The organism is Pseudomonas alloputida, assembly GCF_021283545.2.
GTDB classification, from domain to species: domain Bacteria; phylum Pseudomonadota; class Gammaproteobacteria; order Pseudomonadales; family Pseudomonadaceae; genus Aquipseudomonas; species Aquipseudomonas alloputida.
This window is the reverse complement of sequence record NZ_CP128540.1, coordinates 897,587-919,182: the sequence shown is the minus strand read 5'-3', so window position 1 is coordinate 919,182 and position 21,596 is coordinate 897,587. Positions and strand designations below refer to the sequence as shown.

Sequence of the window (21,596 nt, the reverse complement as noted above, 5' to 3'; positions counted from 1 at the left end):
CAGTCCACGCATCACGGTGACAGTCTGGGTGACCACTTCGGTGGCCTTGCGAGCACTGACATCGGTACCCAGCGAGGTGTTGTAGGCGACATCTGCCGCCTCGGCCACTGCCAGCTCCTGGTTGACCTGGTCGGTGATCACGGTGGCGAACTTGACCACCTTGTACAGCACATCGTGGGCATCGAAGATCGGGTTGTACGAGGCCTCCAGCCAGATCACCCGGCCATGGGCATCGATGCGCTTGAAGCGCTCGGCAATATATTCGCCACGGCGCAGCCTTTCCCAGAACGCTTGGTAGCCAGCCGAGTTGACCTCCTGCGGTTCGCAGAACATGCGGTGGTGCTTACCGCGAATCTGCTCCAGGCGATAGCCGACGGTGGCCAGGAAACGATCGTTGGCAGTGAGAATGATGCCGTCGAGGTCGAACTCGATCACCGCAGTCGAGCGCATCAGGGCCTTGATCAGGCTTTCGTGCTCGCGTGAGGTCTCGATGGTTCGCGTGAGGTCGCTGGAATGCAGGGTGAAGTACTTGATGCGCCCCTCGCTGTTCTTCACCGGCTGCAGGATCGAGCGCAGCCAGGCTTCCTGACCATTGCCCCGCAGAAGACGGAACGCACCGTTCAGGTGTTCACCACGGCTGATCGCACTTTTCATGCGCTGGTAGAAGTCCAGCGACTTTACGTGGGCGGGGACGATGTCCTCGATATTGCGTCCAAGCAATTGTTCGGCACGGTAGAGCATCTCGCTCTCGAAATTGCCGTTGACCATCTCGATCCGTCCCTGAGGGTCGAGCTGCAGCACCAGCATCTCGCTGTCGAGACTACTCTTGACCTGTTCGATGGACATCAGGTCTTCGCGCAGTTGCCGGATTTCTTGCTTGAGCTTGTTGTTGAACATCACCGCTCTCCTGGAGCGCATCACGTAGTCGAATGCATCTTCATCGGCTGCCGGCTACACCTTCTTGAGTGCTGTGCGAGGAAATATTCATAAAGGCAAAAATGCCGGCAGTCAGGCGTCATCTTTACGTCACAAGGCGGTCACATTAGCGCAACCCGGCAGGCGGAAACTTTTTGTCATGAATACACCCGCCCTACGTATTACCCTGGTCAGCGAAACCTTCCCACCCGAGATCAATGGCGTGGCCAACACCCTTGGCCGCCTCAGTGATGGGTTGCGCCAACGCGGCCATGAGGTCGAGGTGGTGCGCCCGCGCCAGGCCGGCGAAGGGCACGTGCACAACGATCCGCAGCTGATGCTGTGCCGTGGCTGGGCGCTGCCGGGCTACCCGGGTTTGCAGTGGGGCGAGGTGTCGATGCACAAGCTGTTGCGCCGCTGGCGCCGGCAGCGCCCGGATGTACTGTACATCGCCACCGAGGGGCCGCTGGGGCTCAGCGCTCTACGCGCGGCCCGACGCCTGGGGGTGGCGGTGGTCAGTGGCTTTCACACCAACTTCCCGCAGTATTCCGGCCAGTACGGCCTGGGCCTGCTGGCGCGCCTGCTCACTCACTACTTGCGCTGGTTCCATCGGCGCACGGCAATCACCTTGGTGCCGAGTGCCAGCCAGCGCCTGGAGCTGGAGCGTCGCGGTTTCGAACGCCTGGAGTTGCTGGCCCGAGGGGTCGATGCCTGCCTGTTCAATCCGGCCCGGCGCAGCCAGGCCCTGCGCGAAAGCTGGGGGCTAGGCCCGGAGGACATCGCCGTACTGCATGTCGGGCGGCTGGCGGCGGAAAAGAACCTTGGCTTGCTACGGCCTTGCTTCGAGGCATTACGCAAGACGTATCCACAAAAGCGCCTGCGCCTGATCATGGTCGGCGACGGGCCTCAGCGCACCAAGCTCGAACAAGAGATACCGGACGCCGTGTTTTGCGGCGCCCAGCGCGGTGAACGACTGGCCGAGCACTATGCCAGCGGCGACCTGTTCCTGTTCCCGAGCCTGACCGAGACCTTCGGCAATGTGGTGCTCGAAGCCATGGCCTCAGGGTTGGCGGTAGTTGCTTATGACGAGGCGGCCGCCGCGCAGCATATTCGCCATGGCCACAGTGGCGCGCTGGCGATGCCGGGGGACCAGGCGGCGTTTGTCGATGCAGCGTGCTGGTTGCTGGAAGAAGTGGAGACCTTGCGCAGGGTGCGCCTGAATGCGCGACAGCATGCCAGCCGCCAGGGCTGGCCGGCGATTGTCGAACAGTTCGAGGGGTATCTGAACAGCGCATGCCGGCAACCTGGTGCTACGGCTGGGCGTTCTGCGCAATGTTTGCAGCGCCTGTGAGATCCAGCGCCGCCCGCGCGGCACTCGATCTCACAGGTGCCAAAACATCACGTCAGGCACTCTTCAGGCCAGGGCTTTCTCGATGGCCTGCACCACCGCTGGGTCATCCGGCGCCGTGCGCGGCGAGAAACGCGCCAGCACCCGGCCATCCTTGCCCACCAGAAACTTCTCGAAATTCCAGGTAATGTCACCGGGGAACTCGGCCCCCTCCCCTGCCAGCAGGCGGTACAACGAATGGCGCTGCGGCCCGTTGACCTCCAGCTTGCTCCCCAGCGGGAAACTGACCCCGTAGTTGAGGCTGCAGAAGTCCTGGATTTCCTTTTCGCTACCCGGTTCCTGCCCGGCAAACTGGTTGCACGGCAGGCCAAGCACATTGAAGCCCTTGTCTTTGTAGATCTGGTAGAGGTTTTCCAGGGCCTTGTATTGCGGCGTCAGGCCACATTTGGAGGCAACGTTGACCACCAGCACCACTTGGCCCTTGAAGGGTGCGAGGGGCAGCTCTCCGCCGTTCAGCGCTTCCAGTTTCAGGTCGTGAAATGCACTCATGATGAAATCCCCTCTCAGGTTCCCGGTTGCCGTGCAGGCGAATTCCGCCCACTAAAAAGGCGCTCGTCCAAACCGTTCACCTCCCGTAGGAAGGCAAATCGGCTTGCCCGAGCGCCTGGCGACTTTCTGAGCTTAGCGCAGAAAATCAGTGGTGATGGCCACCTTCACCGTGGATGTGACGGTGAGCGATTTCTTCGTCGCTGGCGTCACGCACGTTCACAACCTTGACCTGGAAGGTCAGGCGCTGACCGGCCAGTGGGTGGTTGCCATCAACGGTGACGTCGTCGCCGTCGATGTCGCGGATGGTGACGATCTGCATCTGGCCGTCCGGCGCCGAAGCGTGGAACTGCATGCCCACTTCCAGCTCGTCGACACCTTCGAACAGGCTACGGTTCAGGGTGCTGACCAGTTCGGCCAGGTACTCGCCGTAGGCCTCTTCAGGTTCAATGGAAACATTCAGCTCGTCACCAGCCTGCTTGCCTTCCAGGGCTTTTTCCAGGCCCGGGATGATATTGCCGGCACCGTGCAGGTAAACCAGCGGCGCGCCACCGGCGGAGCTGTCGATGGTCTCCCCGGCGTCGTTGGTCAGGGTATAGTCGATGGAGACAGCCTTGTTGGCGGCGATCAGCATGGGGCAAGACCTTTTGCAAAAGAATGTAGAGCGGACAAGTGTAACCTTGCCATCGTCCGATTGCGAACGTGGTGCAGACGAGCAACGGCCCATCAGTCGGATCAACGGCTTTCATCAGGACGAAGAAGGCCACTGGGTGGCGGAACTTTCGTGCGGCCATACCCAGCACCTGCGCCACCAGCCGCCGTGGCAGGCACGCCCCTGGGTGCTCGACCCGGCACAACGTGCGCAACACATCGGCCAGCCTTTCGCTTGCGGCTGGTGCGCACAAGGGGCCGATAGCGCTACCCTTGACCGCTAATTTCTTGCACCGCTTATTTCGAGAAGCACGCATGCAGACATTTTTCATTGCGCCGACCGACTTTGGTGTCGGCCTGACTTCGATCAGCCTGGGCCTGGTGCGCACCTTGGAGCGTGCCGGCCTGAAGGTCGGCTTCTTCAAGCCTATCGCCCAGCCCCACCCGGGTGACACCGGCCCCGAGCGCTCCACCGAACTGGTCGCCCGCACTCACGGCATCAAGCCACCGGTCCCACTGAGCCTGGCCCACGTCGAGCGCATGCTCGGCGATGGCCAACTGGACGAGCTGCTTGAAGAAATCATCCGCCTCTACCAGCAAGCCTGCGTCGGCAATGACGTGGTTGTGGTCGAGGGAATGGTGCCCACGCGCCACGCCAGCTACGCAGCGCGGGTCAACCTGCACCTGGCCAAGAGCCTGGATGCCGAGGTAATCCTGGTATCGGCCCCGGAAAACGAAGTGCTCAGCGAGCTGTCTGGCCGGGTCGAACTGCAGGCCCAACTGTTTGGCGGCCCACGCGACCCGAAAGTGCTGGGGGTGATCCTCAACAAGGTGCGTACCGACGAGAGCATGGCGGACTTCGCCACCCGCCTGCGCGAGCACTCGCCATTGCTGCGCGGTAATGACTTCCGCCTGCTTGGCTGCATCCCCTACCAGCCCGAGCTGAACGCCCCGCGGACCCGCGATGTGGCCGAGCTGCTCGGCGCCCAGGTGCTCAATGCCGGCGATTACGAGCAGCGGCGCATGAGCAAGATCATCATCTGTGCACGCACGGTGGCCAACACGGTCCCGCTACTGACCTCGGGCACCCTGGTGGTAACCCCGGGCGACCGCGACGACATCATCCTCGCTGTCAGCCTGGCAGCGATCAATGGCGTCCCCCTGGCCGGCTTGCTGCTGACCAGCGACAGCAAGCCTGACGTGCGTATCCTTGGCCTGTGCCGCGGTGCCCTGCAGGCCGGCCTGCCGATCCTTTCGGTCAGCACCGGCTCGTACGACACCGCCAACCAGCTCAACTCGCTGAACCGCGAAATCCCGGTGGACGACCGCGAGCGTGCCGAGTTCATTACCGACTTCGTCGCCAGCCACCTCGACGCGGCCTGGCTGCACCAGCGCTGCGGCACGCCGCGCGAACTGCGCCTGTCACCGGCAGTGTTCCGCTACCAGCTGATCCAACGTGCGCAGCAGGCCAACAAGCGCATCGTCCTGCCAGAAGGCGCCGAGCCACTGTTGGTGCAGGCCGCAGCCATCTGCCAGGCCCGCGGCATCGCCCGCTGTGTGCTGCTGGCCAAACCCGAAGATGTTGACGCCGTGGCCCGCGCCCAGGGCATCACGTTGCCGCCAGGGCTGGAGATTCTCGACCCCGAACTGATTCGCGGGCGCTACGTGGAACCCATGGTCGAGCTGCGCAAAAGCAAGAACCTCAACGCACCGATGGCCGAGCAGCAGCTGGAAGACCCGGTGGTGATCGGCACCATGATGCTGGCCCTGGACGAAGTGGACGGCCTGGTCTCGGGCCTGGTGCACTCCACGGCCAACACCATCCGCCCGGCCCTGCAGCTGATCAAGACCGCACCCGGCTCGAGCCTGGTCTCGTCGGTGTTCTTCATGCTGTTCCCCGAGCAGGTGCTGGTGTACGGCGACTGCGTGATGAACCCGCACCCAAGCGCTGCCGAGCTGGCGGAGATTGCCCAACAGAGTGCCGCCTCGGCGCAGGCCTTCGGCATCGCGCCACGGGTGGCGATGATCAGCTATTCAAGCGATTCGGCCAGCGATGAAGAGGTCGAGAAAGTGCGCGAAGCGACACGCCTGGCACAGGACGCGGCGCAGGAGCTACTGATCGATGGGCCGTTGCAGTATGACGCAGCGGCCAACCCGGCGATCGCCCGAGAGCTGGCGCCGGCTAGCCCGGTGGCCGGGCGCGCCACGGTGTTCGTGTTCCCCGACCTGAATACCGGCAATACCACGCACAAGGCGGTACAGCGCAGTGCCGACGGGGTCAGCCTGGGGCCGATGCTGCAGGGTTTGCGCAAGCCGGTGAACGACTTGCCGCGAGGGGCGCAGGTTGACGATATCGTGCATACCATAGCCCTGACGGCGATTCAGGCCAGCGTGGCGCGCTAAAAGCAGAGGCTTCTTTGCAAGCCTTGTGGGAGCGGGACTGCCCGCCCCCACAGAGCCGCAAAGCGGCCCTTAAGGTCAATCAGGGATACTGCTGAACCTGACCTTGCTGCTCATACTGCTGACCCGGAATCGGCTTCAGGTTCACTTCCACACGGCGGTTCTGCGCACGACCATTGGCGTCAGCGTTGCTGGCGATCGGCTGGTCCGGGCCCATGCCACGTACAGAGATACGCGAGGCATCCACACCCTGCGAAGTCAGGTAGGTGCTGACCGCCTGCGCACGGCGCTGGGACAGGTCCATGTTGTGCTGGCGGCTGCCCGTGCTGTCGGTGAAGCCGACCACTTCGATGGTGTTCTGGTTGAACTGCTTGAACGAGCCAGCCAGGTTGTTCAGTGGCGAGTAGAAGCTTGGGGCGATGTTGGCCGAGTCGGTGGCGAAGGTGATGTTGCCCGGCATGATCAGCTTGATCTGGTCACCCTGACGCTGCACTTCCACACCCGTGTTGGCCATCTGTGCGCGCAGCTCGGCTTCCTGCTTGTCGGCGTAATAGCCGTAACCTGCAGCGGCAGCACCCACTGCTGCGGCACCGATCAGGGCCCCCTTGCCACGGTTGTTGTGGTCGATGGCGGCACCCGCGATGGCACCGGCCAGCGCGCCCAAACCGCCGTACTTGGCAGTCTTGCTCATCCCTGTGGAGCCCTGCGCCTGACCCTGGTTGTCGTAAGGGTTCTGGCCGGCGCAGCCGGTCATCAGTGCAGCGGCGGTTGCGACGATAATCAGACGACGCATGGTGAACATGGACAAGCTCCTACTGAAATTCATAAATGCGGCAGATCCCAAGGGGTTCTATGCCAGCCTTGGAACGCATCGGCAACGAAAAATTCCATGAAAGTGCCTTCATGTGCCATCAGGCACGCACGAATGGGTTTTCACGCATCTCGTCGCCCAGACGGGTGTCGGGCCCGTGGCCGGTCACCACGACGGCCTCTTCGTCCAACCGGTACAGCCGCTCCTTGATGGAACGCACGATTGCCCGCTGGTCGCCACCCCACAAATCGGTGCGGCCAATACCCCGGCGGAACAGGGTGTCACCGGCAATCAACAACTTGGCGTCGGCGAACCAGAAGCTCATCGAGCCCGGGGTATGGCCTGGCGTATGCAACGCCACACCGCAGCCGCAGGCCAGTTCTTCGTCATCGCCCAGCCAGCGGTCCGGTGCCGGTACCGGGGTGTAAGGTACGCCGAACATCTGGCACTGCATCTCAAGGTTGTCCCACAGCATCTGGTCGTCCTTGTGCAGGTGCAGCGTGGCACCCGTCAGCTCCTTGAGCTTGCCTGAGGCGAGGAAGTGGTCGAAGTGCGCATGGGTGTGGATGATGCTCACCAGCGTCAGGCCGTGGACCTGCAGGCGAGCAAGGATCTTGTCCACATCACCACCCGGGTCCACGACAATGGCTTTCTTGGTCAGGGGGTCGCCGATCAGCGTGCAGTTGCACTGCAAGGGGCCGACGGGGAAGGTTTCGCGGATGAGAGCTGACGATGGGATATGCATTGTGAATAAGGGAACCGGTTAATCGAATAGGGTTTGCACACGCGCCAGTGCATCCAGGATGACAGCTTCAGGCACCGACTCTATGCGCTTGGCAAATCGTGCTTCAAGGTCGACTGTGCGCACCTGGTTGCAAAGCATCACCCCCTGAGTCTGCGTGCCCGCACCGCTGAGCGTGACAGCGAAACCCGCATGCCTCGCGAAATCCCCACCTTGAGTGATCGGGATGATTACAGCCAGGCCTGAAGCATTGAACGCAGCCGGAGTAAGTACCAGTGCAGGTCGGCCGGAGCCCTGCTGTTCCCGCCCGACTGTTGGGTCCAGGTTGACGCGAACAATATCACCCCTGGCGAATTTCAACCGTTTCACACTTCACGCCCCACTGGGCGCATGGCATTCCAGTCGGCCATGTCCTCTGGCTCCGGTGCACTCAGGTCACACTGGGCCATCAGTTCCTCAAGGGTGTACTTGGGTTTCGACCTGACGGGTTTGAGCACCATCGTCTCACCCGTTGTGTCAAGGCTCAGGGTGGAGCCGACACCGAGGCGCATCTGCTTGAGTACTGCGGCGGGCAAGCGGATCGCGGCGCTGTTGCCCCACTGTTGAATCTTGATCTGCATGAGTATCTCCCAAGGTAGATACATAGTAGAAACCCTCCCAATGATTGCAAGCGAAATGTAGAAACGTCGTATCTACACTGTCATCTGCCCTGACCGAACAAAAGCCCTGCAACCTCAAGAAGGAAATGCCCTACATCACCTTGGGAAGCCACTCTCCAACTGCAAAAATTTCAAACGTAGATTCAGCCGGACCTCAAGGTAAAAACAACCTGAACAACCCACCCCCAAGCGCCCCGCCGTTGGATATCTCGATGCGCCCGCGCACGCCGCCGCTTTCATGCAACGCGGCGATCCGCGCCGCGAAATACAGCCCAAGGCCGGTACTGCCGCTGGTCGAGTCGATGCCCTGGATGTAATCCTCCTGGCGCTCGAGCATGTGCTTTGGATAACCCGGGCCGTCATCGTTGACGCAAATGGCCAACTGGTTGTCGGCCTCTTCGATGGTGATCAGCAAGGCGTGCCCGGCAAAGCGGGTGGCGTTGGTGATGACGTTGGCGATCACCGAGGCCACCAGTTCGCGGTCGAAGAAACCCAGCGGGTTGTCGGTGTCGATGCGCCAAGTGGCGAGAATGTCGTTGTGCTTGAGTACTTCCTCGTGCGCCGCCAGCTGAGCTTCGATGAAATCATCCAGCTCATGGTAGTCCGGGCATACCGGCAACTGGTTCACACCCAGTTTGTACAAGCCCAGCAACTGCACCAGCATGCCGTTGAGGTGACGAAACTCATGCTCCATGATCCCCTGTTCGGCACCGCCGCGCAGTTCCTCGGGCAACCGCTCCACCCACTGGCTGTGGGACTGGATCAGCGCCGACAACGAACTTTTGAGGTCGTGCACGGTGGAGGCGATCACCGTGGAAAAATCCAGCCCCTGATTGTCTTGATTCATGCGCCGAACACTCGGATGTGCAGTTTGCGGTAACGGTCATAGCGATTGTCGCTGGCAGGGATCCCGGCCACGCTGGTCAAGGCGTCGCGGCACTCCTGCATGATCGCAGGCTGAGGGTTGTCACCACCGATGCGCAGCAGCGCCTGGGCGGTGTTGAGGGCGATGCTGATGTTCTTCGGCTGTAAACCCAATGCCTTTCGGAACAGTTGCAACGCCTCGCCAAGCTGCCCTCCCTGGTAACTGCGCACACCCTGCCGGTTGAGGGTGACCGCTTCGGTAATGGCGTTGAGCACGCTGGGGTCATCCGTCAGCTTGCCCACTTTCTCCATGACCTTGGGGTCATCGCCATAACTTTCCACACAGTTCTTCAGCACGCCGATGGCGGCGGCTTCCTGCCCCATCGCCTGCAATTGCGCAGCGACAGTCAGGGCCGAATCGACAGAGAAGAACTGGTTCATCTTGTCCAGACGCTGAATCGCCTGTTCTGTCAACTTGCCGGCCGTTTCCGGGTCGCCGGCCTGCTGCAGGCTGGCAGCCTTCATCATCCGCGCACGCACCTGCAGGCCTTGGTCCTCGGGGTTTTCCTTGGCCACTTCGCTGAGCGTGGTGTTGATCTCGACCCGGGTACGGGCGTCCAGGCCGAAGCCTGCATTCTTGCTCATCAACGCCTGCACCAGGCCAAGGTTGTTTTCGGCATCCTTGTAGCGCGAACTCTGCCCCTGGTTCACTGCATGACGGAACGCCTTCGATGCGCTCTCGAAGTCTTCGTTCTCCAGCGCCAGCTTGCCCAGCGTCGACTGCCGACGCACCGACAAAGGCGACAGGCGCACGGCTTCTTCAAGCAGGTTCTGCGCGCGCCGGGTATCCCCCTGAGCCACCAGCACCTCGGCCATGCCATCGTAAAGGCCTGGCATGATCGGGAACGCCTTGAGCGCCTGCTCGTAAACACCCTGCGCCTGGGCATTCTGACCACGCTTGTGCATCAGTGCGCCCAACGCGGCGTATACCCATGGCTGAGGACGGCTGGCCAGGATGGCCTTGAGGAATTTTTCCAGTTCCTCGAAACGGTTGAGGTTGCGCAGGGCATCGGCCCGGTAGCGCAAGCACAAGGGCGCCAGGCGCGGATCCTTCTTGCACAGCTCGGCGCAGGCCGCCAGTACTTCGGCCGGACGGTTGCGGTCCAGCGCCTGCAGGATCGGCTTCAGCAACGTCTTGCGCTGGAACAGTTTCTCGACACGCTGGGCCAGGCCAACCCGGTTGAACGGTTTGGTCAGGTAGGCATCGGGCTCGTGCTCGATGGCGCTGAGAACAATCGCCTGACTGCTCTCGGCAGTGACCATGATGAACACGCACTCATGGCTGATGTGCTTGTCGATGATCAGGTCTTCAAGCACCTGCTGCCCGTTCTTCTTGCCATCACCCAGATGGAAGTCCTGCAGGATGAAGTCATAGCGCTTCTGCGCGCACATGCGCAGCGCCTGCTCGCCGCTGTCAGCGGTGTCCACGTCGCGCACGCCCAACTCGCGCAACATGGAACGGGTCGACGTACGAAAGTCGGTAAAGTCGTCGACGATCAGAAAGCTCTTTTGCCCGTACTGCAGCATCAACACGACCTGCCTTGGAATGATTGAAAAATCGCGCGAGGCGATGCCACCGATAGCTGTATCGGCAGCTGGTCGGGAAAGATGAGGGTAGAGCATTGTCGGCCAGATAATATGGCGTCAGGCCATCACTTTAACGAGCAATGACCTACAGGGCCAGTATCACGCCAGCAACCCCAGGGATTTGGCCTTGGCCACCGCCTGGGTGCGCCGCTCCACGCCCAACTTGCTGTTGATGTGGCTGGCGTGGGTCTTCACCGTGTGCAGGGAAATGAACAGCCGCTCGCTGATCTGCTGATTGGAACAGCCTTGGGCAATCAGTTCGAGCACAGCCATTTCGCGGCCACTCAGCGCTTCGCCGTTGCCCGTACTGGCGATTGGCACTGGCGGCAGGTGCTTGAGCAGTTCCGCCTGAACCGGGCAAGCGGCACCTGCCTGCAGTTGTTCCTGAAGCCATTGCGGGTGTTTTTCCAGCAGTGGCTGCATCGGCTGCATCACACCGCCATGCGCCGCTTCCAGCAAGCTTGGCAGCAACTGCGCGGCCTGCCCTTCCTTGCCTTCGTCCAGCAGCAGGGCAAGCCATTGGCTCAGGGCGCTGACGGTAAGCATCATGCCGCCACTGGCCTGGCCGCGCTTTACCAGGCATGCCAGGCGTTGCACGGCATCGTCGCTACGCAACTGGATGCGATCGAGCGCTGCCTGCTGCAACGCAATGTGCAACGGCAGCAGCGGATGGAACTCCGGTGCCGCCGCCGGCTGCTCGCCGCCATAGGTCTGGCCCAGGCGCTGCAGCCAGGACTCCGCGAGGTCCGTACGCCCCTGGGCCAGCCACAGTTCGCATTTGACCAGGGTAATCATGGCCAGGTAGTAGACCGGGGGCACATCCCAGATGTGCATCAAGCGCTCGGCCTCGGCCAGCTCCGCAAAGGCCTCGGCAAAGTGACCTTCCCGGCCATCGAGCGTGGCAATCACGCAATGACCGATGAGCACACTGATGTCCCGGCACGCTCGCGCCTCGCCCAGCCCCGCGCGCAAACGCGCGCGGCCCTGAGCCGGCTGCAGACGCGAGACCAGCAGGTAACCTTCGTAAAGCGTCAGCCGCGCACGCACGGCATACAGCCGCTGCGCCGAAAGCCCTTGCAGACGTTGCAGCCCTTGGCGCACTTCGTCCAGCGCACGCAGCACTTCGCCACGGGCATGCAGCACCCGCGCCCGGTCGTAATGCGCCAGCGCCTCGAACAAGGGGTTACCGACCCGCTGGGCCAGCTCCAGGGCCTCGCGGTTCCAGCCTCGGGCCCGCCAGAAGTCGCCATCGGCAATGGCCAGGTTGGACAGCGTCGACAAACACACCAGACGTTGGCCGTAGCGCTTGCTCGGCAGGCTCTGCAGCGCTTCGCCGCAATAGGCCAGGGTGCGCTCGCGGTCGCCACGGCCACGGGCTATGACCCCACTGAGTGCCAGCCATTGGGCCAGCATCGACTTTTGCGCAGTCGCCGAAGGCGCGGGCAGAAAGCGACTGAGGTAGCCAGCCAGTTCCTCGGCAGCATCCAGCTGGCAAGCCAGCCCCAACGCCCAGCTGTACAGCACGATCAGCCGCGGCGTGCTGATCAACAGACTGTCGGGCAGGTCCATCTTCCAGCGCAGCAACATGCCGACATTCTGCTCGGCCAGCAGTTGCTCCTCGGACAGACTTTGCACCAGGTCGGCGGCAACATCGAGGTGGCCGGCACGCAAAGCCTGCTCCACCGCCTCGTCCAGCAGGTCTTGAGCTTCAAACCAGCGGCAGGCCCGCAAATGCAGAGCGACCTGCGATTCGCTCGCCTGGCGGCTGCGCAGCAGGTCGGAGAACAAATGGTGATAGCGGAACCAGTGGCCATGCTCGTCCAGCGGCACAAGGAACACCTGATGCGCCTGCAGGAAGCTCAGGACGGCGGCGCTGTCGTGGCGGCCACGCATCGCATCGCAAAGCGGAGCGCAGAAACGCTCCTGGCAGGCAGTTTCGTCCAAGAAGGCCTGCACGTCCGCAGGTAGCCTGTCGATGACTTCTTCAAGCAGGTAGTCGCGGATCAGGCCCTCGCCACCATGCAGCGCCTGGGGCAAGGCTTGCTCGTCAGCGCTGTCGCTGGCCGCCAACTGCCAGAAACGCAACCCGGCCACCCAGCCGTCGCTGCGCTGGATCAGGTTGTCCAGTGCCTGGCCGCGCAGGCCGGTAGGCTGGCGACCGATCACTGCCAACGACTCATCCGCGGTGAGGCGCAGGTCCTGTTCGTTAAGCTCGACCAACTGCCGGGACAGGCGCAGGCGCGCCAGGTGCCAGCCTGGCCGCTGGCGGCTGGTCACCAGCAACACCAGGCCGGGGGGCAGGTGATTGAGGAAGAACTGCAGGCAACGGTCGAGCACCGGCCCCTGGGCCAGGTGATAGTCGTCCAGTACCAGCAGCAGCGGCGTATCAGCTTGCAGGTACAGCGCCAGCTCGTCGAGCAGGCCGTCGAGCCACTCTTCAAAGGCAAACGGCTGATGGCGCTGGCGCATTTTCAGCAGGCCCATGGCCTGGCCGCCCAGTGCCGGGCAGTATTGCTGCAGGCCTTCAAGCAAGCGCTCAAGGAAGCGGCCAGGGTCGGCGTCCCGCTGGCTCAGGCCAAGCCACAGGCTACGCCAGTGCTCGGGCAGTGTTTCGCAAAACTCGATGGCCAGGGAGCTTTTGCCGAAACCCGCCGGGGCATTGACCAGCAGCAGCCGCCCGCCCAAACCGGCTTCCAGCCGCTGGCACAACCGCAGGCGCGGCACATGGCCGTCTGGCAGCGGTGGCCGGAAGAAACGCCCGTCCCGCAGGCCAAGGGCCTGACTTGCGAATCCATGGGTACGGGACAGATCTGTCATGGCCGGCTCGTTCTGGTTGGAAGACAACGGCGGTATGGATGTTTGCGAGACTAGCCGTTAACGCTGCGCATTTGAAGATGATGGGCGCAATAGGCGCGGAAAAGACTGCGACAAAAAGCAACATGGCTGATGGACAGGGGCTGGGGCGGGGGTTTGGAGAGGTATTCAGGAGGTTGATTGCCTTGCCCGGCCTCTTCGCGGGTGAACCCGCTCCTACCGCGGAACCTGTAGGAGCGGGTTCACCCGCGAAGAGGCCGGGTCAGGAAATAGAAACGCCCCGGCGAGCCGGGGCGTTCTGGGGATCACACGGCGTTCAGTGATTTCAGCTTAGCGAATACCCGACTGACGCAGCGCTGCGGGCTGGAAATCGGCCTTGCTGGCACTGAAGCCGAAGTCGTAGGCACGTTTCTCTTCGTTCTTCATCCCAAGGGCCAGGTAACGACCGGACTGCAGGTCGTAGATCGCTTCCAGGGTGTACCAAGGCACTTCCACGTTGTAATAAGGCTGAGCATGGGCCTCGGACACGCGCCACAGTTGGCCACGGCCGTCGTACTGGTCGATCACTGCGGCCTGCCATGTGTCCTCATCGATGTAGAAGTCCCGCTTGGCGTAGATGTGCCGCTGGCCTGGCTTGAGGGTTGCAACTACGTGCCAGACGCGGCGCAGCTCGTAACGGGCCAGGTCCTGGTTGATGTGCCCGGCCTTGATGATGTCGGCGTACTTCAGCTTGGGGTCATCCAGCTTGAAGGCGTTGGAGGCGATGTACAGTTCCTTCTTGCCTTCCAGCTTCCAGTCATAACGGTCCGGTGCACCGTTGAACATGTCCAGGTTGTCCGACGTACGCAGGCCGTCGGCGGCGGTACCTGGGCCGTCATACGACACTTGCGGTGCCTGGCGCACACGGCGTTGACCGGCGTTGTAGATCCACGCCTTGCGCGGCTCCTTCACCTGGTCGAGGGTTTCGTGCACCAGCAGCACAGTCCCGGCCAGGCGCGCAGGCGCAGTAACTTCCTGCTTGAAGTAGAACAGGATGTTGCCTGGGTTGTTCGGGTCGTAGTCCTTCATCTTGTCGCGGAAGACGAACTGGTCGGAGAAGTATACGGGGTTGAACGAGCCATTCTGCTGCGGCGTGGCCTGGGTCACCAGGCGGCTGACACTGCCGCCGCGGTAGCGGGTGATGTGGTTCCAGATCACCTCAAGGCCGCTTTTCGGGATCGGGAACGGCACCGCCGTGCGGAAGTTGCTCAGGCCGTTGCCGCCTTCCACCAGGGTAGTTTTGGTGGCGTTTTCCTTGATGGCAGCGAACACATCGGCCGGGACGGTTGCGCCGCGATGGGTCTTGAACACCGGGATCTTGTAGGTGTTCGGGTAGCGTTTGAACATGGCCAGCTGGCCCGGCGAGAGCTTGTCCTTGTACTGGTCGGCATTCTGCGCCGTGATGGTGAACAGCGGTTTTTCACTGCCGTACGGGTCGGACAGGAAGCCCTTGCCGTCGACGCTGCCTGCGGTCTTCGACAGCGGCTCCCACGGGCCGATGGAGCCGTCGGCGTTGCCGGCCTTCTCGGCACCCATCGGGGTCAGGGTGCTGCCCAGCTTGGCCGCCTCGTCGGCGGATACCGCAGCCATGACGCTGGTCGCCAGCAGGGACAGGCCCAGCACACCGGCTTGCAGCAGACTTCTGGTCTTGTTCATGTCGTGTCGTCCTGGATCTGTATGCTTAGAAGTTCACGCCGAAGCTGAGGGCGACGAAGTCGCGGTCATCCACGGTGCTGTACTTGCCGTCGAAGAAGTTGGTGTACGACAGGCTCGCCGTATAGGTGTTCTGATACTCGGCGTCCAGGCCCAGGCTGACAGCCTTGCGGCCTTCCTCGAAGTTGGCGCCAGGGCCAGGCGAATAACCGGACACGTCATGCGACCAGGCCACGCTCGGCTTCAGGTTGATACCCGCGAATACGTCGTTGTAGTCCCAGATGACACGGCCGCGGTAACCCCAGGAAGTGCTGGTGGTGTAGCCGTCGTTCTCGCATTTGCGGTTCAGGTTGGCGGTGGACGCCCCCGCACCGGCGCCGGCGATGGTGCTGCCATTGAGCGCCTGGCAGGTATCGGCGCCACCGGTGGATGGCAACGGACCTGGGCCGAACACCGGGTCGCGACCGTAGCGGGTATCGTGGGCATTCTCCAGGCCGCCGACATGGGTAACACCCACTTCACCGACTACAGTCATCCGGCTGGCACCCATCACCTGGTCGAAGAAATGGGTCAGTGTGGTCTGGAACTGGGTGATCTCCTTACGGCGATACCCATGCAGGTCTTGCCCCGGCGTACCGGTCAGCAGCGATGCGTTGCTCAACGCGCCGCCAATGGGACGGACACCAGCGAACAGGATATCCGTGGTATTGAGCTGCACTGGCGCGTTGGGGCGGTAGCTGACTTCGCCGCTCCAGGCGGTGCCAGTGGGTAACGTGGTGGAGAAACTCAAGCCATAAAGGCGGATGTCCTCGGGGTATTCCACAAAGTACTCGGAATTACCCGCCACGATCAGAGGCGCCAATGCGCGCAGCTGCGCAGGCAGGGCGCTCAGCCCGGCGAACACGGACGGCGGGGCCCCTGTGGCACTGAAGATGGGTGCACGGCTATGGTAATTCATGAAGTAGGCGCCGAACTCCGTGTCCAACGGCTCGAACATATAGCGCATGGCCACACCGAACTGGCCGCTGTCACGCGCATCGCGGTCGGCACCACGGCGCACCATCACACCCTCTTCGTTGATGTTCACGCCCCGCGTGGCGAGGAACTGCTGGGCAGCGCCCGGCACCGTGCGGCTGCTATTGAGCACGCGCAAGTTGTCGGTACAGCCGTCGGCGATGATGTCCGGCTGAGAAAAGAAGGTGCCGCAGTTATCGACGACCGTCTGGTCCCATTCGAGCTGGTAGAAGGCCTCGGCCGACAGGTTGTCGGTCAGGCTCTGCGAGATGTAGAACATGTTGACCGGAATCAGGCCTTCCTTGATCTCGGCTCCGGGACGGCGGAACGCCGACACGTCGATGGGGTTGATCGAGTTGATGCCGCCGCCGATGAAGGTACTTTCGCCCCAGCTCACTACCTGCTTGCCAAAACGCACCGAGCCAGGCTGATCGCCGATGGAGTAGTTGTGGTAGACAAAGGCGTCGAGCAGCTCGGCCCCGGACGACTTGGCGCCTTCCTTGCGGTTGGAGTCGCTGATGTCCTTGAACTCGCGGTTTTCGTCCTTCAGTTCGAAGTCGTACCAGTACTTGCCGCGCACGAACACACCGGTGTCGCCGTACTTGAGCTCCAGGTCATGAATACCCTTGAAGATCTTGGAGAAGGTTTCGCCCTTCTTGAAGTTCAGGTGGCCATCGTCGGATGTCTGTGACAGGCCCTTGCCGCCGTTGTTCACCCCTATCAGGTTCTTGTTGGGGTTGGCCGTCGACCAGCTGGCGCCGATGGAGAGCGACGAGTCGAACTGGCCTTCGATTTCACCAATGTTGAAACTGACAGCGAAAGCAGGACTTGCGAGCGTGGAAGCAAGGCTGACGGCCAAGGGCAGCTTGGCCCGGCGCCAGAACAGGTTTGCAGATTTCATCGACGCTACTCCATGTACTTTTTTGTTATGGCAGTGAGTCCTTTCAAGAACGGCCCGAGCGACCGGATTGCAGGCTTGCACCTGCGGCGACACAGCTTGCGCATGTCGCCCTCCCCCATTCCTGAAAATCCCCTGGCCCCGACTATAGCCAGCAGGCACAGGCGCTTGATCCCTCTAAAGTGTGATTTGCGCTCCATGCCACCAACTCGCTGCAGTTTTGCTTCGGTTGCGGGCTGGTAGTGCTCAAGGATGGCGCATTTCTGTCGTTTGGCAAGGCGGCGGGCTCTCTAGCATGCGGGTCACGCTCTGACGTGCGCGACCCGCACAATGGTTACAACGTGGAAAGGAACGCGCTGTTGCTGGCCTGCCACTGGACGATGTCCTGGCGAATGCGTTTCTTGTCGAGCTTGCCGACACTGGTCTTGGGAATTTCAGTAACAAGGGCGATCTGGCTTGGAATCGCCCACTTGTTGATATGACCTTGCTCGACGAATGGCTTGAGGTGTTCCTTCAGCGCCTTGGCGTCGATATCGTGGCCGTCACGTGCCACCAGCAGGGCAAACGGGCGCTCACCCCACTGCGGGTCGGCCACCCCCACCACCGCCACTTCGCGCACGGCCGGGTGGCGGCTGATCAGGTCTTCCAGGTCGAGCGAGGAAACCCACTCGCCACCGGTCTTGATCACATCCTTGATGCGGTCGCGGATGTCGATGTAGCCCATGCCGTCGAGGGTGGCGACGTCACCGGTGTGCAGCCAGCCGCCCTGCCACAGCTCCTCGCTCTTCTCCGGCTCCTTGAAGTAGCCCATGGTCAGCCACGGCGCACGCAGTACCAGCTCGCCCTGGGTTTCACCATCGGCGGGCAGGAAGTTGCCTTCGCCGTCGACGATGGCCGCTTCGACCAACGGCACCGGCACACCGGCCTTGATACGGTAAGTGACGCGCTCATCCTCGCTGCCGGCCTGCAGTTCATCGTTCAGGTGTGCCGCGGAGATCAGCGGGCAGGTTTCCGACATGCCATACGCGGCGGTCAGCTGGATGCCGCGCGCCAGGGCGGCCTGGTACAGCGAACGGTTGAGCGAGCTGCCGCCGATGATGATCTTCCAGCCGCCGAAGTCCTGCCCCTGGGCGTTCGGGCAGTTGAGCAGCATCTGCAGGATGGTCGGCACGCAGTGGGAGAAAGTGACCTTCTCTTCACGCCAAAGCTTGACCAGCATGTCCGGCTCGTAGCGCCCTGGGTACACCTGCTTCATGCCGAGCATGGTGGCAGCGTAGGGGATGCCCCAGGCATGCACGTGGAACATCGGGGTGATGGGCATGTACACATCGTTGCTGCCCAGCAGGCGCACGCTGTCGATACTGCCGGTGACCGAGGCCTCGGCCAGGGTGTGCAGCACCAGCTGGCGGTGACTGAAATACACGCCCTTGGGGTTACCGGTGGTGCCAGTGGTGTAGAAGGTAGTGGCCACCGAATTCTCGTCGAAATCCGGGAAGTCGTAGCGCGGGCTGGCAGCAGCCAGCAGCTGCTCATACTCGCCGACCAGACCGGGCAGTTCGGCAGTCTTGTCCGGGCCATCGGTCAGTAGCAGGGTCTTGTCGACAGTGGTCAGCTGCCCGGCGATGGCCTGGTACAGGCCGACGAAGTCGCTGTTGACCAGCACCACGCGGTCTTCGGCATGGTTCATGGTGTAGAGGATCTGCTCGGGCGACAGGCGCACGTTGATGGTGTGCACCACAGCGCCGATCATCGGGATGGCGAACATGCATTCCAGGTAGCGATGGCTGTCCCAGTCCATCACCGCCACGGTGTCACCGGCCTTGACCCCGGCCTCGGTCAGCACGTTGGCCAGGCGGGCAATGCGCTCGTTGAGCTGTGGATACGTCAGCCGCATCTGGTCGCGGTAGACGATTTCCCGGGTCTTTTCATAGCGGCTGCCGGACATCAGCAGGCGCTTGATCAGCAATGGATAGGCATAGGCGCCCTCGGCGGGCTTGATGATGCGTGTCTGCAACATGGGGATCCCTTTTCTGAAAAGCGGGCCGGACAAGTCTGGGTTTACTGTAGTTCGCCAATGTGACGGCCAAATCAGCCGAAGGAATGATTTGCGCGGCAGAGGTATGAGTGGCGGGCGTTGACGGGCAGCAAGGTTGAGCTAGACACTGCGGCGGCGGCTTCAGGTTTGCGCCGAAGCCGAGGGCCTCTTCGCCGGCAAGCCCGCTCCTGCAAGGGTTGTGGTGACCTTGTGGGCGCGGGCATGCCCGCAAATGGCCACAACGCCCTTATCCCTCCCTGCCACCGGAGATCTTCATGCCCAGCCCGCGTCGCGCCGTGTTTCTCGATCACCAATCCCTGGACCTTGGCGACCTCGACCTTTCGCCCCTGAAGCAGCAGTTCGACCAGTTCGAACTGTTCGCCGCCACCCGCCCGGAACAGGTCGCGGAACGCTTGCAGGGCGCCGTGGCAGTGGTCAGCAACAAGGTCATGCTCGACGCCGCAACCCTGGCCGCCAACCCGCAACTGAAGCTGATCCTGGTGGCCGCCACCGGCACCAACAATGTCGACCTGGCCGCCGCCCGTGCCCAGGGCATCACCGTGTGCAACTGCCAGGGCTACGGCACGCCGTCTGTAGCCCAGCATACCCTGGCCCTGCTGTTGGCCCTGGCCACTCGGCTGTGCGACTACAACCAGGCGGTGGCCGATGGCCAGTGGGCCAAGGCCAGCCAGTTCTGCCTGCTGGACTTTCCTATCGTCGAGCTGGAGGGCAAAACCCTCGGCCTGCTCGGCCACGGCGAACTGGGCGGCGCAGTGGCGAGGCTGGCCGAAGCCTTCGGTATGCGTGTACTGAGCGGGCAGATCCCAGGCCGCCCGGAGCGCGCCGATCGGCTGCCGCTGGACGAGTTGCTGCCGCAAGTTGATGCACTGACCCTGCACTGCCCGCTGAACGAGCACACCCGGCATATGCTCGGTGCCCGCGAACTGGCCCTGCTCAAGCCCAACGCGCTGGTGGTCAACACCGCCCGTGGCGGCCTGATCGACGAACAGGCGTTGGCCGATGCCCTGCGCGGTGGTCACCTGGGCGGCGCGGCCACCGACGTGCTGAGCGTGGAGCCGCCGGTCAACGGCAACCCGCTGCTGGAGCCCGGCATCCCGCGCCTGATCATCACCCCGCACAGCGCCTGGGGTGCCGTGGAGTCGCGCCAGCGCATCGTCGGCCAGCTCAGCGAGAACGCCCAGGCCTTCTTCGCCGGGCAGCCACGCCGCGTGGTCAGCTGAGCCAGGCGCCCGCCTCTGTTACACTGCGCCACTTTTTTCCAGGAGACGTCGTCCATGGACCCGCGCAGTGAAGTGTTGCTCCGTCAGGCAGAGCTGTTTCAGGGGCCGCTGCTGATCGCCGGCGCCCCCGCCGACGACCTGCTCGGCCAGTTGCCTCAGGCCCAGGCCTGGACCTGGCATGCCGGCGATCAGGCCATGCTCGAAAGCCGCTTCGCAGGCCGCAGCCATTACGGCGTCGAGGCCCCTGAAGCAGCATTCGACAGCGCCGTGCTGTTCCTGCCCAAATCCCGCGAGCTGGCCGCCTATCTGCTCAACGCCCTGGCATCGCGCCTGGCTGGCCGCGAGCTGTACCTGGTCGGCGAGAAGCGCGGTGGCATCGAGGGCGCGGCCAAGCAGCTGCAGGCCTTTGGCAAGCCACGCAAACTCGACAGCGCCCGGCACTGCCAGCTGTGGCAAGTGACCATCGACCAGGCACCGCAGGCAAAACCGCTGGAAAGCCTGGCCGAGCGCTTCGAGCTGGCCCTCGAAGACGGCCCGTTGCAGGTGGTCAGCCTGCCTGGGGTATTCAGCCATGGCCGACTCGACCGAGGTACCGCCCTGCTCCTGAAGCATCTTGACGGACTGCCCGGTGGCCACATGCTGGACTTTGGCTGCGGTGCCGGGGTACTGGGTGCCACGCTCAAACGCCGTTACCCACAAAGCCGGGTGACCTTGCTGGACGTGGATGCCTTCGCCGTGGCCGCCAGCCGCCTGACGCTGGCTGCCAACGGCCTGGAAGGCGAAGTGATCAGCGGCGATGGCATCGACGCCGCCCCTACCGAACTGAGCCTTATACTGAGCAACCCGCCATTCCACACCGGCGTTCATACCAACTATCAGGCTTCGGAAAACTTGCTGAAAAAATCGGCCGTTCATCTACGAAAAGGTGGCGAAATGCGCTTGGTCGCCAACAGTTTCCTGCGCTACCAACCACTGATCGAAGGGGCGTTGGGCAACTGCCAGGTACGTGACGAGGCCGACGGTTTCCGCATCTACCAGGCAACTCGCGGATAAAAAACAGCGCTTGCCGAAAACGTTTTGCCTAGGCAGAATCCGCACCGTCCTAGGGGAGTAGTCTCCCGCGAGCACCCAGCTCGCCCGGTACGCGTCAACATACTTGGTCCACAGACCATGGCGCGTGCGACCCACCATGCACGCCTGCATGGAGAGATCCGCATAGACGGATCGAGGGTTTGACAAGACCTATGACACGCACACCTTACCCGGGGCGGGGAGGCTGTACGTGTCATAGCCGTGTCGACCCGCCCCCGTAGGAATCC

General features: G+C 62.7%; 17 protein-coding genes, 1 pseudogene and 1 riboswitch. Of the genes and pseudogenes, 5 read left to right on the top strand and 13 right to left on the bottom strand.

Translation table 11 applies throughout. The annotated features are described in order from the left end of the window. Positions 1-174: 174 nt before the first annotated feature. A pseudogene (locus tag LU682_RS29920) lies at positions 175-768 on the bottom strand (PAS domain-containing protein); the annotation flags it as partial. A gap of 307 nt (positions 769-1,075) precedes the next feature. Here LU682_RS29920 and LU682_RS04210 point away from each other — a divergent pair. Next, entirely contained in the window at positions 1,076-2,266 is a 1,191-nt protein-coding gene (locus LU682_RS04210) for a glycosyltransferase family 4 protein (RefSeq protein WP_010952016.1), read from the top strand. A gap of 63 nt (positions 2,267-2,329) precedes the next feature. On the opposite strand, the gene LU682_RS04205 is transcribed toward LU682_RS04210, so the two are convergent. Further along, positions 2,330-2,812, bottom strand: a complete 483-nt coding sequence (locus LU682_RS04205) for a glutathione peroxidase (RefSeq protein ID WP_004575870.1) — start codon at positions 2,810-2,812, stop codon at positions 2,330-2,332. Between the two features lie 145 nt (positions 2,813-2,957). Beyond that, positions 2,958-3,443, bottom strand: coding sequence for an FKBP-type peptidyl-prolyl cis-trans isomerase (locus LU682_RS04200; RefSeq protein ID WP_003247325.1), 486 nt, complete (start codon positions 3,441-3,443; stop codon positions 2,958-2,960). Between LU682_RS04200 and LU682_RS04195 the strand changes: the two genes are divergently transcribed. Next, the gene (locus tag LU682_RS04195) at positions 3,442-3,744 is read left to right on the top strand and encodes a DUF3565 domain-containing protein (RefSeq protein ID WP_010952015.1); all 303 of its coding nucleotides are present in this window, start codon (positions 3,442-3,444) and stop codon (positions 3,742-3,744) included. The genes LU682_RS04200 and LU682_RS04195 overlap by 2 nt on opposite strands. A 31-nt stretch (positions 3,745-3,775) precedes the next feature. Then, the gene (gene pta, locus LU682_RS04190; protein WP_010952014.1) at positions 3,776-5,863 is read left to right on the top strand and encodes a phosphate acetyltransferase; all 2,088 of its coding nucleotides are present in this window, start codon (positions 3,776-3,778) and stop codon (positions 5,861-5,863) included. 79 nt (positions 5,864-5,942) lie between these two features. Here the strand turns inward: pta and LU682_RS04185 are convergent, their stop codons facing one another. From LU682_RS04185 to LU682_RS04140, 10 genes are all read right to left on the bottom strand, one after another. Continuing rightward, positions 5,943-6,662 carry a YiaD family glycine zipper/OmpA-like lipoprotein gene (locus LU682_RS04185; protein WP_003247328.1) on the bottom strand — a complete coding sequence of 240 codons (720 nt, stop codon included), beginning with the start codon at positions 6,660-6,662 and terminating at the stop codon, positions 5,943-5,945. A 109-nt stretch (positions 6,663-6,771) separates the two neighbouring features. Continuing rightward, positions 6,772-7,416 (bottom strand): MBL fold metallo-hydrolase, encoded by a 645-nt coding sequence (locus LU682_RS04180; protein ID WP_010952012.1) that lies wholly within the window; start codon positions 7,414-7,416, stop codon positions 6,772-6,774. A gap of 18 nt (positions 7,417-7,434) precedes the next feature. After that, entirely contained in the window at positions 7,435-7,782 is a 348-nt protein-coding gene (locus tag LU682_RS04175) for a type II toxin-antitoxin system ChpB family toxin (RefSeq protein WP_010952011.1), read from the bottom strand. Then, on the bottom strand, positions 7,779-8,057 hold the full coding sequence (locus tag LU682_RS04170; RefSeq protein ID WP_019436943.1) for an AbrB/MazE/SpoVT family DNA-binding domain-containing protein: 279 nt from the start codon (positions 8,055-8,057) through the stop codon (positions 7,779-7,781). The genes LU682_RS04175 and LU682_RS04170 overlap by 4 nt, the downstream gene beginning before the upstream one ends. Positions 8,058-8,226: 169 nt before the next feature. After that, positions 8,227-8,919, bottom strand: a complete 693-nt coding sequence (locus LU682_RS04165) for a sensor histidine kinase (protein ID WP_010952009.1) — start codon at positions 8,917-8,919, stop codon at positions 8,227-8,229. Beyond that, complete coding sequence (locus tag LU682_RS04160) at positions 8,916-10,523, bottom strand: tetratricopeptide repeat-containing response regulator (RefSeq protein ID WP_003247330.1); 1,608 nt, start codon at positions 10,521-10,523, stop codon at positions 8,916-8,918. The genes LU682_RS04165 and LU682_RS04160 overlap by 4 nt, the downstream gene beginning before the upstream one ends. Positions 10,524-10,682: 159 nt before the next feature. Continuing rightward, positions 10,683-13,400, bottom strand: a complete 2,718-nt coding sequence (locus tag LU682_RS04155; protein ID WP_010952008.1) for a winged helix-turn-helix domain-containing protein — start codon at positions 13,398-13,400, stop codon at positions 10,683-10,685. Between the two features lie 327 nt (positions 13,401-13,727). Next, a complete protein-coding gene (locus LU682_RS04150; protein WP_010952007.1) occupies positions 13,728-15,092 on the bottom strand; it encodes a DUF1329 domain-containing protein in 1,365 nt (454 codons plus the stop codon). Between the two features lie 25 nt (positions 15,093-15,117). Then, positions 15,118-17,004, bottom strand: a complete 1,887-nt coding sequence (locus LU682_RS04145; protein WP_010952006.1) for a DUF1302 domain-containing protein — start codon at positions 17,002-17,004, stop codon at positions 15,118-15,120. Positions 17,005-17,335: 331 nt separating this feature from the next. Next, positions 17,336-19,018: a fatty acid--CoA ligase gene (locus tag LU682_RS04140; protein ID WP_010952004.1), complete on the bottom strand. Its 1,683-nt coding sequence runs from the start codon at positions 19,016-19,018 to the stop codon at positions 17,336-17,338. Between the two features lie 293 nt (positions 19,019-19,311). On the opposite strand from LU682_RS04140, the gene LU682_RS04135 reads away from it, so the two are divergent. Next, complete coding sequence (locus LU682_RS04135; RefSeq protein ID WP_010952003.1) at positions 19,312-20,277, top strand: 2-hydroxyacid dehydrogenase; 966 nt, start codon at positions 19,312-19,314, stop codon at positions 20,275-20,277. A gap of 54 nt (positions 20,278-20,331) precedes the next feature. Then, complete coding sequence (locus tag LU682_RS04130) at positions 20,332-21,330, top strand: methyltransferase (RefSeq protein ID WP_010952002.1); 999 nt, start codon at positions 20,332-20,334, stop codon at positions 21,328-21,330. A 40-nt stretch (positions 21,331-21,370) separates the two neighbouring features. Further along, positions 21,371-21,511, top strand: a riboswitch (yybP-ykoY riboswitch). Positions 21,512-21,596 lie beyond the last annotated feature (85 nt).

Coding starts and splice junctions, on each gene's coding strand:
- LU682_RS04210 (WP_010952016.1), top strand. CDS start 1,076: ATGAATACACCCGCCCTACGTATTACCCTGGTCAGCGAAACCTTCCCA.
- LU682_RS04205 (WP_004575870.1), bottom strand. CDS start 2,812: ATGAGTGCATTTCACGACCTGAAACTGGAAGCGCTGAACGGCGGAGAG.
- LU682_RS04195 (WP_010952015.1), top strand. CDS start 3,442: ATGGGGCAAGACCTTTTGCAAAAGAATGTAGAGCGGACAAGTGTAACC.
- LU682_RS04200 (WP_003247325.1), bottom strand. CDS start 3,443: ATGCTGATCGCCGCCAACAAGGCTGTCTCCATCGACTATACCCTGACC.
- pta (WP_010952014.1), top strand. CDS start 3,776: ATGCAGACATTTTTCATTGCGCCGACCGACTTTGGTGTCGGCCTGACT.
- LU682_RS04185 (WP_003247328.1), bottom strand. CDS start 6,662: ATGTTCACCATGCGTCGTCTGATTATCGTCGCAACCGCCGCTGCACTG.
- LU682_RS04180 (WP_010952012.1), bottom strand. CDS start 7,416: ATGCATATCCCATCGTCAGCTCTCATCCGCGAAACCTTCCCCGTCGGC.
- LU682_RS04170 (WP_019436943.1), bottom strand. CDS start 8,057: ATGTATCTACCTTGGGAGATACTCATGCAGATCAAGATTCAACAGTGG.
- LU682_RS04165 (WP_010952009.1), bottom strand. CDS start 8,919: ATGAATCAAGACAATCAGGGGCTGGATTTTTCCACGGTGATCGCCTCC.
- LU682_RS04160 (WP_003247330.1), bottom strand. CDS start 10,523: ATGCTGCAGTACGGGCAAAAGAGCTTTCTGATCGTCGACGACTTTACC.
- LU682_RS04155 (WP_010952008.1), bottom strand. CDS start 13,400: ATGACAGATCTGTCCCGTACCCATGGATTCGCAAGTCAGGCCCTTGGC.
- LU682_RS04150 (WP_010952007.1), bottom strand. CDS start 15,092: ATGAACAAGACCAGAAGTCTGCTGCAAGCCGGTGTGCTGGGCCTGTCC.
- LU682_RS04145 (WP_010952006.1), bottom strand. CDS start 17,004: ATGAAATCTGCAAACCTGTTCTGGCGCCGGGCCAAGCTGCCCTTGGCC.
- LU682_RS04140 (WP_010952004.1), bottom strand. CDS start 19,018: ATGTTGCAGACACGCATCATCAAGCCCGCCGAGGGCGCCTATGCCTAT.
- LU682_RS04135 (WP_010952003.1), top strand. CDS start 19,312: ATGCCCAGCCCGCGTCGCGCCGTGTTTCTCGATCACCAATCCCTGGAC.
- LU682_RS04130 (WP_010952002.1), top strand. CDS start 20,332: ATGGACCCGCGCAGTGAAGTGTTGCTCCGTCAGGCAGAGCTGTTTCAG.